Here is a 14,022-nt window from a genome sequence, read left to right as displayed (position 1 = left end):
TAGTCCTGCAATCGGGTTGTTATGATGAGCGACGGGTTGTTACAAATTTTTACGTTTCTATTGCAGTTTAGCAATTGCGGTTCGTTCTACCAACGTAGCTTGGGTGAGTAAATCCCAAACGGTAGCCAACAACAGACGCTGATCATTCACCTCGAATTCCACCGATATGCGATCGATTCCCACCTGTCCAGGGGGATCCAGCTTTGCCATGCAAACCGTCTCGTGGCTAGCATTCAGCGATCGATAGGACTCATTTTGATGGAGGGTGGTGCTGGTCATACGGCCCTGGGCATCGTACAGAACTTCAGCATGGGTGATATCCGCCACTTCCCCAACATCCAGGCGAATTTCAGTTTGTCCATCAATGGCGGCTTGCAACGTCAGGCGATCGGGACGTTTACAGGGATAGGCTGTGCCCTTTTCAAACAATCGAAGGTAGGAGTATGTCTTTGTAAAGGGTTCCCAAACCCGAATCGCATAGCTGTGATGCAGATAATCCTGAATCCCACGAAGCTGATGCAGGGACAAAGCTCCATGCACGACCGCCTCAAAGGGTTTGTTAAGCCGCACCTTCTGCCGGCCAAAGTAGGAAAGAATGAGCTGCTGAACGGCCGGAATCAGACAACTACCACCGACGAGTAAAACTTGAGCAATATCACCTTTGCCGATCCCTTTGCTGAGGGCAATGGCAAGCAGATCGTCGAGGGACTGCCGGAGCTGTTCCAGAAATTGCCGAGATTCCAGCAGTTGATCGAACTGCGATCGAGTGAGGTGCCATTCATGGGCGGTAAAAGTCGATTCATCCAGCCAGCTTTCTTTGGCTTCAGTGGCCTGGGAAAGGCGAATTTTCAACCGTTCTGCTAGACCCAGTAGCGTTTGCCATCCAGTTTCTCCCAGCTTTTCCCGCGACAAGCCGATCGTCTGCAAATAATCTTCAACGATCCAGCCATCGATGTCCTCTCCGCCAATGTAGGCATCTGCTTTCGCCAAAACCTCTGCCTGCTGCACCGTAGCATGACCGCCAGTATGACCGCTGATCGCAGTGGTTCGCACCAAACTCAGGTCGAGGGTGCCTCCCCCAAAGTCGATCACCAACACCAGCGATCCGGGACGCTGCACCGCATATCCCAAGGCTGCGGCTGTTGATTCATCAATGAATTGGGCATGGGTAATTCCCAGGCGATCCGCAGTTTCCCGAAACCAGTCCAGATATCGCTCAAAGGCCCCAACTGGAACGGTAAAGATCACCTGGGAGGGCTGCACTTGCTGTAAAACCGCCTGCCAAATAGTGCGTAGAAATTGCTCAGAAACGGTTTCGGTACTGTAGGAGTAGCCATCAATCTGGCGGGATGGTGGTTGAAAGTCTGCGACCAAGTCGCGCTTAAAGGTTTTGAATAGGCGATCGGGTTGCGCAAATCCCAGTCGCTGCGATCGAACCTGCTGCCCGACGAGCCATTCCCCAGGAGATGGAGCAAAGGCGATGGAAGGGACAACGGGAATTTCTATCCCCTCTCCTTGAGGATTGACCATCTTAAACACCCGCGAAATTCCTGGAAAGCGCAGCGTTTTGGGAGTTTGAGTGGCGGGTTCCAGGATACTAACCAGGGTGTTGCTGGTGCCAAAGTCGATCGAGGTGATGGTCATGGGAGTGGGAAGTGGGGAGTGGGGAGTGGGGAGTGGGAAGTGGGAAGTGGGGAGTGGGGAGCTTCGTGAATTGCTAGGTGAATGGGGGGAGGGTGCGGCTAATTTGGGCAGGATGAAGGATTTGGGTGGGGGTGCGGTAGCCGACGAAACGGATGTAGATGGGTTCTCCGGGAATATAGTTGTCGGCATCGGCTTGATGCAGTTGGGGATCGTAGGGGACTTGCTCCCAGGGTGTGCCGATCGTTTCGATGCCCCAGTCCTGAAGCCAGTGAGCCAGGGGAGCCAGCAGGGCAATCAGATGATGGGCAGGTAGATCAGGTTTGACTTTGATCAGCTGACGAAGGGTGGGGAGGCTGGTGAGGAGGGGTTGTAATAGCTCAAAGGTGGTATCGCGGAAGTCCGTTTTGAGCTGTTCTTGCTGCTGGTGGAGTTCTACCTGGAGGAGACGACATTGGTTTTGCAGGTCGGCGATCGAAGGTTGTTGGATCGAATTTTGGTTTACGAGGTCAACCTCCGTCGAAGGATGGAGGGATCGACGGCTGCGGCTGACCAACGCCAAAACAAAGCTAATGGCCCCTAAATCCAGCACCATTTCAGTCAACCCATGTCCCCATAGTCCATTCATCTGCACGCTCCCTGCCTTAGAATCCTGACTCTCCGATTGTTTGTCGGGCCGCTATTTCTTCCACTTCTCCATCTTCAGAATCGGGCTGTAATTGTTCTCGTGTCTCGACTCGACCTAACGCTTGTTCAATACCGGCTGTTGCCTCCAGGCAGCGATCGGCTGATGCACTCAGTACCGTTTCAGTCACCGTGCCATCTTTACCAATGCGGTACTCAATTCGCTGATATTCCGTCATATTGACTTCTCCCTGGGACAATGATGTTCTCAATTGTTGTTCAATTGTTCGACTGGGTTGATCGATTGGCTCAGATATCCACCCCTAAAAATTCCAGTTGCTTTAACCCGACTCTTTTTAAATACTCTTAAATATTAGGTACCGTGGGCAACGCCTTTTCGTCTTTCACCCCCTATTCCACCCTCTATCCTTCCCGCTCAATCCTTTCGGATTAACGTCCAACAGAATATTTTTGGTCAAACTGTTTGCATTCAAACAAATAATTTGTTACTATTTGTACAGATATTGGAGCAATTTCTTTTATCGCTTTCCTCGCTACGCAAAGCGAACTCGTGAGTAGGTATTGAAAGCAGCGACAACCAATCTAACTCTGACATTAGAGAATTTTTAAGGACAAAGATGAAGTGAAGGGGGTGCCGATGTTCAAACGTCTGGTTTTAGCAAGTGTATTTGTGCTGGCTACGTGGTCAACGATGTTGCCTGCGGAACAACTGAGCGCAGTACTCAACAGTTTAGTGGTCAACCAGTTGGAGGTGGTTCATCTCCAAACGCTGAACTGGTTGGCTCCGACTGGCGACCCTTCAAACCCTTAACTATAGAATCTAATCTATATGAACCCCGCGATCTTCATTTCCCACGGTTCTCCCGCCTTACCGCTCTATTCCCATAGGGCGATCGACTTTTTGAAGCAGTTGGGATCTTCTCTGGAAAAACCGACCGCGATTTTGGTGATCTCGGCTCACTGGGGTACAAAAGTTCCCACGGTGAGTGCAGCCCCCCGTCCCGAAACAATTCACGACTTTCGGGGATTTCCACCTGAGCTGTATCAGATGACCTATGCCGCTCCGGGGCCCCCGCCTTGGCGGAGCAGGTGGTCAAACGAGTAGTTAATGCTGGGCTAGAGGGTAGGATTGTTCCCGATCGGGGATTGGATCATGGCGCATGGGAACCGTTGATGCTGATGTATCCGGAAGCCAATATTCCTGTCACCCAGCTTTCGATTCAGCCTCATCAGGGGCCAACCCATCATTTGCAGCTAGGACGGGCACTGGCTCCCCTGCGGCAGGAAGGGGTAGTGATTCTGGCGAGCGGAGCGATTACTCATAACCTGCAAGCATTTGGTCAACACGAACTGGATGCGGAACCTGTAGATTGGGCTGTAGCGTTTGATCAATGGATTGCCGAAACGATCGCTCCTCCGAAGACAAGTTCGGATATCAGTCATAACACCAATCTGCAAGGCTTAATCAATATCGATGCCTTATTGGACTACCGCCATCTTGCCCCCTACGCTCAGCAAAACCATCCCACTGAAGAACACCTACTCCCCTTATTTGTTGCCCTGGGAGCTGCTGGTTCAACCCCCAGGGGGACTCAACTTCATGCCAGCTTCACCTACGGAGTCCTGAGTATGGCAGCTTACGCCCTAGAATAATCTTGCCCCTCCCTATTCTCCACTCCTCCTTCCTGACTTTCCAATGGATCTTTCCGCCATTGCCGCGATCGACCAACACGCCCATAACCTGGTGCGGTCTGATGTGATGAGCCATACGCCCTACACAGCAGCGTTTACAGAAGGGTATGCGGCAGGGATTGTGAACCACCATGCGCGATCGACGCTATTCTACTACCGAAGTTTGCGGGAGATTGCTCAACTGCTGGAGTGTGATCCCACGGAGGAAGCGATTTTGGCGCGGCGAACCGAGTTGGGGATCGAAACTTTGACCCAGCGTTGCTTTGGGGCTGCCAACCTGAAAGCAATTTATTTGGATGATGGATTTTTACCAGACACGATTCTGCCGTTGGAGTGGCATCGGCAGTTTGTACCCGTGTATCGTCTTCTGCGGCTGGAATGGCTGGCCGAACAAATGATCCCGCAGGTGAATCGCTTTGAGATTTTTTTAGAGTGGTTTCGCAGTGAACTGGATCCACCGCCTGCTGGGGTGATTGGTTTTAAGAGCGTGGCGGCTTACCGAACGGGGTTGGATATTCAATCCATACCCATGGAAGTTGCAGCCGATCGATTTTATGCCCTAAAGGATTATTATGGCGGGGATCAACCGTTTCGCCTGTCCGACAAGCCTTTGATTGACTTTCTCGTTCACGAAGCCCTGACGATCGCAGCGCGGTATCAGCTTCCAGTGCAGTTTCACACTGGGTTTGGCGATCCTGATCTGGATTTGCGGCTGGCGAATCCGCTGCATTTGCGGCCTCTGTTAGAGAATCCCAGCTATCATCAAGCACCGATCGTCCTGCTCCATGCTGCCTATCCCTTTACGCAGGAGGCGGGTTATCTGGCTTCAGTTTATTCTCAGGTGTATCTTGATACTGGGCTAGCCGTCCCTTTTCTCAGTGTGGCGGGGATGCGGCGAACCCTGGAAATGCTGCTGGAACTTAGCCCCACCAGTAAAGTGATGTATTCATCGGATGCCCATCTGATCCCAGAACTTTATTACCTGGGGGCTAAATATGGGCGAGAAATATTGGGGCAAACCCTCATGCAATCTGTTCAGGATGGCGATATAACAAACCAAGAGGCAGAGGCGATCGCCCGATCTATTCTTCACCAAAATGCCCAGATGCTCTATCAAACCGGAGCCGATCCTTAAAGAAAAGAGTTTTTTTGTAAAAAAAATCGAATAGGGGGTGACACCCCTCACCCCTGATGTGGCATACTATGTTAAGTAGATGCACCCTGATGGTTGGGAGAGTTGCCAAACGGCTCTCCCTTTTGTACTTTCTGGGGTAGATTCTCAGGGATATCTCACCTGCGAGCGAGGGAGATGGCTGAAGGAGCGGAAACGAAAATGATAACCTGGCAGGAGTGCTGATTACTCCTAAAACCCTCGCGCCAATCCCATGTTTCCACAGCCAACTGATCGCCTCAATGATCTCAATCCATTCCTCGCGTTGAACTTTGAGCCTGCCTTTGAACAGTTGGGCGATGATTATTACGATACAGTGGCAGCCGCTGAGTTTCCGCGTCATATGCTCCGGTTTCGCAATGATGAAGTGTTGCAGACGCTCGGGTTAGATGCTCAGACGGTAACGGATGCTGATTTCATTGCGGTATTTGGGCAATTTCAGAACCGGCAGCCGCTCCTGGCGATGCGCTATCACGGGTATCAGTTTGGTGAGTATAATCCTTTTCTGGGCGATGGCCGGGGATTTCTCTATGGTCAGGTGCGCGGTATTGACGGGGAACTGTACGACTTTGGTACGAAGGGATCAGGGAGAACGCCCTACTCTAGGGGAGCCGATGGTCGATTAACCCTCAAAGGGGGAGTCCGGGAAGTGCTGGCAGCGGAAATGCTGTACCGTCTGGGGGTGCGAACCTCACGCTGTTTGAGCTTAGTTGAAACGGGTGAATCCCTATGGCGCGGAGATGAACCGTCCCCGACCCGATCGTCGGTCATGGTGCGCTTTTCTCGATCGCATATTCGCTTTGGTACCTTTGAACGTTTGCACTACATCAGCCGCAAGGATTTGATTCAAAAGTTGTTGGATCATGTCGTTACGTATTACTATCCTCATCTCTTGAATCAGCAGGATGCCTATCTTCAGTTTTATCGTGAATTGGTGCAGCGTACGGCTGATCTAACGGCGCAATGGATGTCTGTTGGCTTTTGCCATGCCGTTCTCAATACCGATAATATGTCCATCACGGGGGAAAGTTTTGATTACGGGCCCTATGCCTTCATGGAGCAATATGATCCGAAGTTCACAGCTGCATACTTTGACTATTCCGGACGGTATGCCTATGCCAATCAACCGATCGCCTGTCTGTGGAATTTACAAAAGCTGCAAGTCCCGCTGAAGGGGCTAATTGATCCGTTTGAAATGGAAGCGGCTTTAGCGGAATTCGATCGACAGTTTCAAACTACTTACCGAGAGCGTATGCTGCGTAAGTTGGGATTTGAAATCAGCTTTGATCAGGTGTCCATTGACGTAGGGGATGAGTTGTTGCGGCGCACCCTTCAACTATTGTGGGAAACGAAGGTCGGCTATCACGATTTCTTCATGGCCCTGCGGCAACAGTTCGATCACACCTGGCGAGAAGATGCAACTTTAATTTTCAATCAAGCGATGAATGAGGCTCCCCCAGAAAAAACAGATGCGGTCAATCATCTGCTCAATCACTGGCGGGAATTCTACCATCAGGTTCTCAATAGCCTACCCGTTGAGGAAATGGAGGCGATCGAGCGGCGGTTGCGTCAACACAATCCAATCACTGTCATCCTGCGTCCCGAAATTGAAGCGGTCTGGGAACCCATTACCCAAGAAGACAACTGGCAACCGTTTTATGAGTTACTGGAGCGAATTTGGCGATCGGTTGAAATACAAGCATGATTCTGCCTGGTTGAATGGGCGGGCAAGACTTCGGCTTGAGATCAGGTCGAAAGCTCAGTCGAAACGCTGCCCACCCCACAAGAGTAGAGGCGATCGGTTTTCTGGATGGGCGGGCAAGATGCCCACCCAAGAGGACTGATTCTACTTGCCGTTATCCGCCTTAGCCAGGACACGCTCCATGATCTTGTCTGGAACTTCCTGGAGGTGATCAAACTGCCACTGGAAGGTTCCGACTCCTAAGGTCAGCGATCGCAATTCCACAATCATGTCCTGCATTTCTGCTTGCGGTAAATACGCCTGGACATCATCCCAACCGTTCCAGCCAGACTTTGCTTCATAGCCCAAAATTTGCCCACGACGACCGCTGATCAGGCGCAGCACGTTGGAGGTAAAGGTATTGGGCACCGAAATCGTGACCGACAAAATCGGTTCCAGCAAGCTGGGCTGGCATTTCATCATCCCTTCCTGCATTGCAATCCGGGCGGCCTGTTTGAAGGCTTGTTCAGAGCTATCCACCGAGTGATAGGAACCATTGGTCAGCGTTACCGCTACATCCACTACCGGGAAGCCCAACGGCCCGTGAGTCAGTGACTCCCGCACGCCCATTTCCACACCGGGAATGTACTGTTTGGGCACGACTCCACCCACGATCGTCTCTTTGAAGTTAAAGCCTTCTCCGCGCGGTAAGGGCTGGATGTCAATATACACATCACCAAATTGACCGTGCCCCCCCGTTTGCCGCTTGTAGCGTCCGTGAATATTGTTCGCCGATCGCCGAACGGTTTCTTTATAGGGAACTTGCGGTACATGGGTCGTCATTGGTAAGCCATACTTACGACGCAGGCGATCGAGGGCGACTTGTAGATGAATCTCACCCTGTCCCCAAAGAATCACTTCGTGGGTATCGCCATGCTGTTCCCAAACGAGAGACGGATCTTCTTCCAGCAGTTTGTTCAGGGCACTGCTCAACTTCACCTCATCACTACGCTTCTCTGGCATAATAGCCAGGGCATAGACGGGGCCTGACGTTCAGCTTTCGGCAACAGATCAGCGAGTTCCCCATCGGTACTGAGGGTTTCTCCCGTTTGAATCCCCTCCATCCGTCCCAAGGCGACGATCGATCCTGCGGCAGCTTCATTCAGGCTTTGCTGTTGCTGTCCCTGGAGTTGATAAATCCCGCCAACACGCACGCCATTCAGGGACATACCATCGGTCAATGTGCCCTGCCAAACTCGTACCAGGGTCAGTTTGCCGCCCTGGGGTGTGGCGTAGGTTTTCAACACCTGGGCGATCGGCGTTTCATCCTCTGCCGACAATCCCCGACGTTGGGCGGTCTCAAAGGGTTCGGGAGCTTCTCGCAGTAGGGCTTCCAATAGCGGACGAATGCCAAACTCCTGTTCTGCAATGCCAATCAAAACGGGCACAATCAAATCTGCCCCTAATTCCAGCTTCAGGTCTTGCAGAATTTCTTCCTGGGGTGGGTCAATATCTTCCAGCAGTTCCTCTAGCAAATGATCATCAAAATCTGCCAGGGTTTCTAGCATTTCAGCACGGGCAGCGTGTTCTTGTTCCTTCAATGAATCCGGCAGGGGGATGGGGTCGGCGGGTGCGCCCGGATGGTATTGATAAGCCTGCTCAGTGATTAAATCAATAAAGCCCGTCAGGGTTTCGCCTTGCCAGATCGGGTATTGATGCGGCACCAGCGGACGACTGGAAACTTCCTTGAGGGCGTGCAAAATATCAGCAAATTGAGAGCGGACCCGATCCATCTTGTTAATAAAAATCAGATGGGGAATTTCCCAGCTATCCAAAAACTGAAACAGCGGAGCCAGGGTAAGGACGCGATCGACATCGGGTTCACAAACAATGATCGCAGCATCAACCCCCATTAAGGCATTACAGGTTTCCTGGGAAAATTCTACCGACCCGGGACAATCTAAAAACGTAAAACAAATGCCGCCATACTCAGTACTAGCGGCATTCACTTCCACACTCATCTGGCGATCGCGGGCTTCAGGAGACGCATCACCCACGCTATTTCCATCCACTACCCTGCCCTTGCGAGTTATTGCTCCACTGACAAACAATAAACTCTCCAGAACCGTTGTTTTACCACTGAGGTAGGAACCCACGATCGCCACATTTCGTGAGCCAGAGAAAGCTTTTTCACTCATAACAACATCCTTTTCTTCATTAGAAGAAATCAACAGCAACTTGCGGCAGTAAACCCTAACTGCTGATCATGAAATGCATTGATATATCAGCGTTTTGAAGTTAAGCAACCAGCCGTTGAAGGCGAAACTAAAGGGGAGTGAAACAGTTTTGTAGAGGTTGAGTCAAGCCGATCGCTTAAGGAAAAATGCTGATGCTTTAGTTCGAGATTTTAGGTTTGCAATTCAATGATCTCTACTGCATGGTATTAGATTAACCTGTCCATAACCTGAACGGAGATCAGAGTTAGGAATCTTTAACTGGTTACAATCTGTAAAAGAAAATGCGTCCCTATGTTGGCAAGTGTTGAGATATGTTTCTTATGTTTCTAGCGTTTCCAGATCGGGATGTTTATCGAAATATCTGTGCGATCGGTTTGATCGGCTTGATTGGTATCGATCGGGTTAGGGATATGCAGCAAAATAACGCACCTCGTAGGGGCACACTGCTGTGCGCCCTTACAGCAGATTTCTTCAAAGATTGGGATGCCATTTGATTGCAGATCCCTTAATCGCTGGTGTTGATCATAGGCAGGCAAGATGCCTGCGCTACGGTTTGCTCCTCACTCCTCACTCCTCACTCCCCTCTGTGACTCACACCGAAACAACTGATAGGGAAACCCAATTCGGTAGAACTCTGCTGGATCAACTGGACAGAGGGCCCGTCGAACCGCATTCGGATCCTGAACGCGGAGCTGATCCGGGTAATCATCGGTTCGCATTCCGGGGGATGCCACCACCCACAGATTCAACGGCATCGATAAAGGTTGCTCTAACTCTCGAAGCGATCGCCAGACCTCCCCATAATTTTCTGAGCGATCGAAAAATCCATACTGCACCTGAGCATCGATCGTTTCAGGCGGATACAGCTTTTTCAACTCCAGGGCAAAGCTGAGTCCCAAAGCTACCTCCTGTAACGACTCATAGCTCATTACGGTAATCAGGGATTTTTCCGGTTCAAAGGCCATTTGGGCTGCCACGCGATCGGGAGAGTAGGACTTGAGGAAAACTAAACCATTGACGACAAAGAGGCTGCTGAGGAGGCTTGCGAGGAGGATAGGGCGTAGGGGCGAATTGCGTTCGCCTATAGAGGGAGTGGCACTTAAGCTTGCTCCCAATAACGCACAGATCGCTGGATAAATGATGAAGTTGTAGCGGGGAACGAGGGTGAGATCTTTGTTGAGGAGATAGACGATCGCAAAAAATTGCAGCAAGACACCGAGGATGAAGCCGCTCAGGAGTTGGATGGCGGGACGGTGAGTGGGCAATTGCCAGAGGTAGCGGCAGCCTTTTCTCACCTGCCAGATGAACCAGATGCTGAAGCCGAGCATGAGCAGGGCAAGGGGAATCACCACACGATCGGGCTGGTTTTCTACAGGGAGGGCAATCACCATCAGGATCCAGTTCACGATCGTCTGGTAGAGCGGAGCCAGTCGTCGTTGCCAGGTGATGCGGTAGGGAATCAGCCAGTCGGTTTCAGGGCGGCTGAAATGTTCCAGAAAGGTGGGCAGCCAGGGCAGATAGCACAAAACAATCAATCCAACGGCTAGAGCGATCGCCCCCCATTGTTGCCCGGTTAATTTGCGGCGTTGCAGCAGAATCCAGCCCAGCAGGGCAAGCAACTGAGCCACCAGAGCGATAGCGCAGAAGTAGTGGGTATACAAACCCAGGATATTGACCGCACTCCAGCCAAACCAAACCCAGGGCCGAAACCGATTGACCGTCAAAAGATCTTGCTGAATTTGCACCAGTCCCAGCAGGGCCAGGGTAATCAGCAGCATCGGCAGGGTATAGTGTCGAGCTTCCTGGGCAAGATAGACAGCAAAGGGAGAGACAGCCATCAATGCGGCCCCTACAAGTCCAGCCTGGGGCGAAAATGCAACCCGATTGAGTCCGTAAAGCGCAACGATTCCCAGAACTCCAAACAGGGCCGGCAGCGATCGCAACACCCAGACCCAGTTCGCTGTCCAGGGCTGCAACGCTTCCATCCAGGCATACAGTAAACAAAAGAACACTGGAGGATGAACGGAATCCGTTGCCACCCGCTGAGCGATCTGAGCACAACTGACCCCAGACTGAACCGTAAACAGGCGATCGAGTTGAGATAAGGGAAAAAATACCTGCAAAGGCACATCAGCATACCGATGCCCCGTGCTAAACAGAGCTGAAATCACTTCATCCAACCACAGCGGTTTAGCATCCAACTGCCAGAACCGTAGCCCCAATCCCACCAGCAGGATGGCCACCAAAACCGCATAATGCAAACTCGATCGTTTCAACTGAGCCACAAATTAACGCCACCGAATCAAAAAGATTAACCGACAATGTAATAGATAGGACTGACGTACTCACCCACTCACCCACTCACCCACTTTTGCCCGCATTTGACAATTCCCTCATCCTCGCTCCCCAAGTAAGCCACCCGATCGCCAGCCATGACCACTCACCTCGATCCCCTTTCTACCCAACGAGAATCGATCTTACAACGCCTGTACGATCGCCTGCGTCCTGGACAACAGCGCATGGCCGACTGGCAGGGTGGATCGCTGGCTGTATCCGCCGTTCCTGGTTCTGGTAAATCTACAGGCATGGCGATCGCCGCCGCCATCCTCCTCGCCAAACGGTACTTGCGTCAGGAGGGGAGTGGGGAATGGGGAATGGGGAATAGGGAAGTAGAAATCGAAAACCAAGCCTCAACAACCGAGAACATCTCCACTCCCGACTCCCGTTCGCGGAGCGTCTCCGTAGGAGAACTCCCGACTCCCGACTCCCGACTCCTCACTCCTCACTCCTCACTCCCCACTCCCCCCGGACAACTCATCCTCGTCACCTTCACCCGCTCCGCCGTTGCCAACCTCAAAACCAAAGTTCGTCAGTATCTCCAGGAGCTTTCCATCGCTTCCCAGGGCTTCATGGTTTACACCCTGCATGGATTAGCGTTGAACATTGCCACTCGCCATCCTGAACTATCGAAGCTGGATTTGAGTCGGTTAACGCTGGTTTCCCCCAACCAAAGCAATCGGTTAGTGCGATCGGCGGTGGAACAGTGGATTTCAGCGAATCCCTTTGCCTATCAGCAATTGCTCCAGGGACGACAGTTTGACGGAGAAGAAACCGAGCGACTGCGGCGACAGTCGGTTCTGCGAACGGAAGTGTTACCCGATCTGGCCTACACCGCTATCCACGAGGCTAAAAGTTCCGGGTTAATGCCTGCGGATTTGTATGATCTCAGCCAAAACGTCACCCGCAGTGTGGCTGAAGTGGAAGATTATGACGTGCTGACGATCGCCGCTGGACTGTACGAACGCTATCAGCTTCTTCTGCAAAATCGGGGCTTCATTGACTATGACGATATGATCCTGGCGGCCCTGCGAGTATTAGAAAATCCTGGCGTTCGCCAAATCTGGCAATTCCAAACCTTTGCCGTCTTTGAAGATGAAGCTCAAGATTCTTCCCCCCTGCAAACTCGGCTCCTGGAAATTCTGGCAGCCCACCCCACCGATCCCGCCCATCCCCTCAACCTGATCCGCGTCGGCGATCCCAATCAGGCAATCAACTCCACCTTCACCCCGGCTGATCCAGTCTTCTTCCGAGAATTCTGCGAACAGTGCGCCCTAACGGGCAATCTGGCTGAAATGGATCAGGCCGGCCGCAGCAGCCTCATTATCACCAATGCCGCTAACTTTATGTTGGATTGGGTGAATCAGCGGTATGGGGGAGTGGGGAGTCGGGAGTCGGGAGTGGGAAGTCAGGAGTCGGGAGCCGACCATGCCTCTGGGCAAGCACAGCAACCTCACTCCTCACTCCAAGAGCTACGCCCACGCTCCGCAAACAGTCCCCACTCCAAGGGCTACGCCCACGCTCCGCGAACACTCCTCAGTCCTCAGTCCTCAGTCCTCAGTCCTCAGTCCTCAGTCCTCAGTCCTCAGTCCTCCCTCCCCTTCCGCCCCCAACACATCCACCCCGTTCCTCCTACCGATCCGCAACCGGATGCCAACCCGGAGCCGGAGGGATATGGCCTGGAAATTCGGTTTCCACCGGATGTGTATCAAACGGTGAATTTAGTTGGGCAGCGAGTGGCGGATTTGCTGATTCGACATCCCGATCGCCGGGCGGCAGTGTTGGTGCGGGAGAATCGGCAGGGACGGTTTTTGGCGGAGTTGTTGCAAAACCCGGAACAGTATCACCTTGAGGTCAATCTGAAGGAACTGGGCATTTCGATCTATGACGTGGGAGAGCGCGATCGCCATTCTCATATTCCGGCGGAAATTTTGGCGTTGCTGCAATTTTTAAATCGGCCCCATTCTCCTGAGTATTTAAAATCGGCGCTACAGGTCATGGTCGATCGCCAACTGATACCCACCCAGGATCTGAATGCGATCGTCAGTTTGCCGGAACAGTTTCTCTACCCCAGTCCCCTCGATCCACCTCAGTCTGAACCGGTGAGCCGGGCTCGACGCTACTGCACCAGCCTCCTCCGGGCCGATCGGAATTGCCTCAGTTTCAGCTAATTCCCTTCCTGGCGATGACCTTGCAGTATGAACAGGCGGAACTGGCAACGGCTGATAAGCTGTCTGAGCGAATCGTGCAACAGACCTTCGGCAATCAGTCCATGGCCGGGGTGCTGGATGCCCTGAGTGAAATTGTGCGATCGGAGCGATTTGAACCCGTTGAAACTGAAAATCTGGAATCTCGCTATGTCCGATCGCATCAGCTCACAATTATCACGATGCACAAGGCCAAGGGGTTGGACTGGGATTATGTCTTCATTCCGTTTTTGCATGATCACCTGATTCCAGGCAGCTTGCGGGTGCTACCCCAGGCACAATTTCTGGGAGACTTTACCCTCTCGGAGGTCGGCCGGCCAGATTCGGGCCAGCATTCATGGAGAATATCCGGTTCCCGATGCCCTTTCTGCCTGGAACCGAGCTGAGACGCTGAAAACCGCTGAAGAATAT

General features: G+C 52.2%; 12 protein-coding genes and 1 pseudogene. 8 read left to right on the top strand and 5 right to left on the bottom strand.

From position 1 onward, the window contains the following. Nucleotides 1-57: 57 nt before the first annotated feature. The 3 genes from ACM1PF_RS01805 to ACM1PF_RS01795 all read right to left on the bottom strand — a co-directional run bounded on the left by ACM1PF_RS01805 (nt 58) and on the right by ACM1PF_RS01795 (nt 2,504). Nucleotides 58-1,644 carry an Hsp70 family protein gene (locus ACM1PF_RS01805; RefSeq protein WP_416671869.1) on the bottom strand — a complete coding sequence of 529 codons (1,587 nt, stop codon included), beginning with the start codon at nt 1,642-1,644 and terminating at the stop codon, nt 58-60. A gap of 73 nt (nt 1,645-1,717) precedes the next feature. Beyond that, nucleotides 1,718-2,269 carry a molecular chaperone GrpE gene (locus ACM1PF_RS01800; RefSeq protein ID WP_416671867.1) on the bottom strand — a complete coding sequence of 184 codons (552 nt, stop codon included), beginning with the start codon at nt 2,267-2,269 and terminating at the stop codon, nt 1,718-1,720. Nucleotides 2,270-2,285: 16 nt separating this feature from the next. Continuing rightward, a complete protein-coding gene (locus ACM1PF_RS01795; protein WP_416671866.1) occupies nt 2,286-2,504 on the bottom strand; it encodes a DUF2997 domain-containing protein in 219 nt (72 codons plus the stop codon). 419 nt (nt 2,505-2,923) lie between these two features. Between ACM1PF_RS01795 and ACM1PF_RS01790 the strand changes: the two genes are divergently transcribed. The 5 genes from ACM1PF_RS01790 (at nt 2,924) to ACM1PF_RS01770 (ending at nt 6,854) form a co-directional block, all read left to right on the top strand. Continuing rightward, the gene (locus ACM1PF_RS01790; RefSeq protein WP_416671865.1) at nt 2,924-3,097 is read left to right on the top strand and encodes a hypothetical protein; all 174 of its coding nucleotides are present in this window, start codon (nt 2,924-2,926) and stop codon (nt 3,095-3,097) included. Between the two features lie 18 nt (nt 3,098-3,115). Continuing rightward, a complete protein-coding gene (locus tag ACM1PF_RS01785; RefSeq protein WP_416671864.1) occupies nt 3,116-3,391 on the top strand; it encodes a DODA-type extradiol aromatic ring-opening family dioxygenase in 276 nt (91 codons plus the stop codon). Beyond that, entirely contained in the window at nt 3,376-3,939 is a 564-nt protein-coding gene (locus tag ACM1PF_RS01780; RefSeq protein ID WP_416671863.1) for a dioxygenase family protein, read from the top strand. The genes ACM1PF_RS01785 and ACM1PF_RS01780 overlap by 16 nt, the downstream gene beginning before the upstream one ends. 43 nt (nt 3,940-3,982) lie before the next feature. Beyond that, the gene (locus ACM1PF_RS01775; RefSeq protein ID WP_416671862.1) at nt 3,983-5,113 is read left to right on the top strand and encodes an amidohydrolase family protein; all 1,131 of its coding nucleotides are present in this window, start codon (nt 3,983-3,985) and stop codon (nt 5,111-5,113) included. Between the two features lie 250 nt (nt 5,114-5,363). Further along, complete coding sequence (locus tag ACM1PF_RS01770; protein WP_416671861.1) at nt 5,364-6,854, top strand: protein adenylyltransferase SelO; 1,491 nt, start codon at nt 5,364-5,366, stop codon at nt 6,852-6,854. Nucleotides 6,855-6,995: 141 nt separating this feature from the next. Here ACM1PF_RS01770 and ACM1PF_RS01765 read toward each other — a convergent pair. Continuing rightward, nucleotides 6,996-9,028 (bottom strand): annotated as a pseudogene (locus tag ACM1PF_RS01765) (elongation factor G). Nucleotides 9,029-9,387: 359 nt separating this feature from the next. Between ACM1PF_RS01765 and ACM1PF_RS01760 the strand changes: the two are divergent. Then, a complete protein-coding gene (locus tag ACM1PF_RS01760; protein WP_416671860.1) occupies nt 9,388-9,561 on the top strand; it encodes a hypothetical protein in 174 nt (57 codons plus the stop codon). 66 nt (nt 9,562-9,627) lie between these two features. Here the strand turns inward: ACM1PF_RS01760 and ACM1PF_RS01755 are convergent, their stop codons facing one another. Beyond that, on the bottom strand, nt 9,628-11,352 hold the full coding sequence (locus ACM1PF_RS01755; protein WP_416671859.1) for a glycosyltransferase family 39 protein: 1,725 nt from the start codon (nt 11,350-11,352) through the stop codon (nt 9,628-9,630). Nucleotides 11,353-11,499: 147 nt separating this feature from the next. Here ACM1PF_RS01755 and ACM1PF_RS01750 point away from each other — a divergent pair, with 147 nt between their 5' ends. Then, nucleotides 11,500-13,575 carry a UvrD-helicase domain-containing protein gene (locus ACM1PF_RS01750; RefSeq protein WP_416671857.1) on the top strand — a complete coding sequence of 692 codons (2,076 nt, stop codon included), beginning with the start codon at nt 11,500-11,502 and terminating at the stop codon, nt 13,573-13,575. Beyond that, nucleotides 13,557-13,997 (top strand): 3'-5' exonuclease, encoded by a 441-nt coding sequence (locus tag ACM1PF_RS01745; RefSeq protein WP_416671856.1) that lies wholly within the window; start codon nt 13,557-13,559, stop codon nt 13,995-13,997. The genes ACM1PF_RS01750 and ACM1PF_RS01745 overlap by 19 nt, the downstream gene beginning before the upstream one ends. Nucleotides 13,998-14,022: the final 25 nt, after the last annotated feature.

It is taken from the genome of Egbenema bharatensis FJBBOT/2019, from assembly GCF_048077055.1.
In the GTDB taxonomy this organism is placed as follows: domain Bacteria; phylum Cyanobacteriota; class Cyanobacteriia; order Elainellales; family Elainellaceae; genus Egbenema; species Egbenema bharatensis.
Note: the sequence above shows the minus strand (reverse complement) of the source record. Positions and strands in the feature narration are given on the sequence as shown.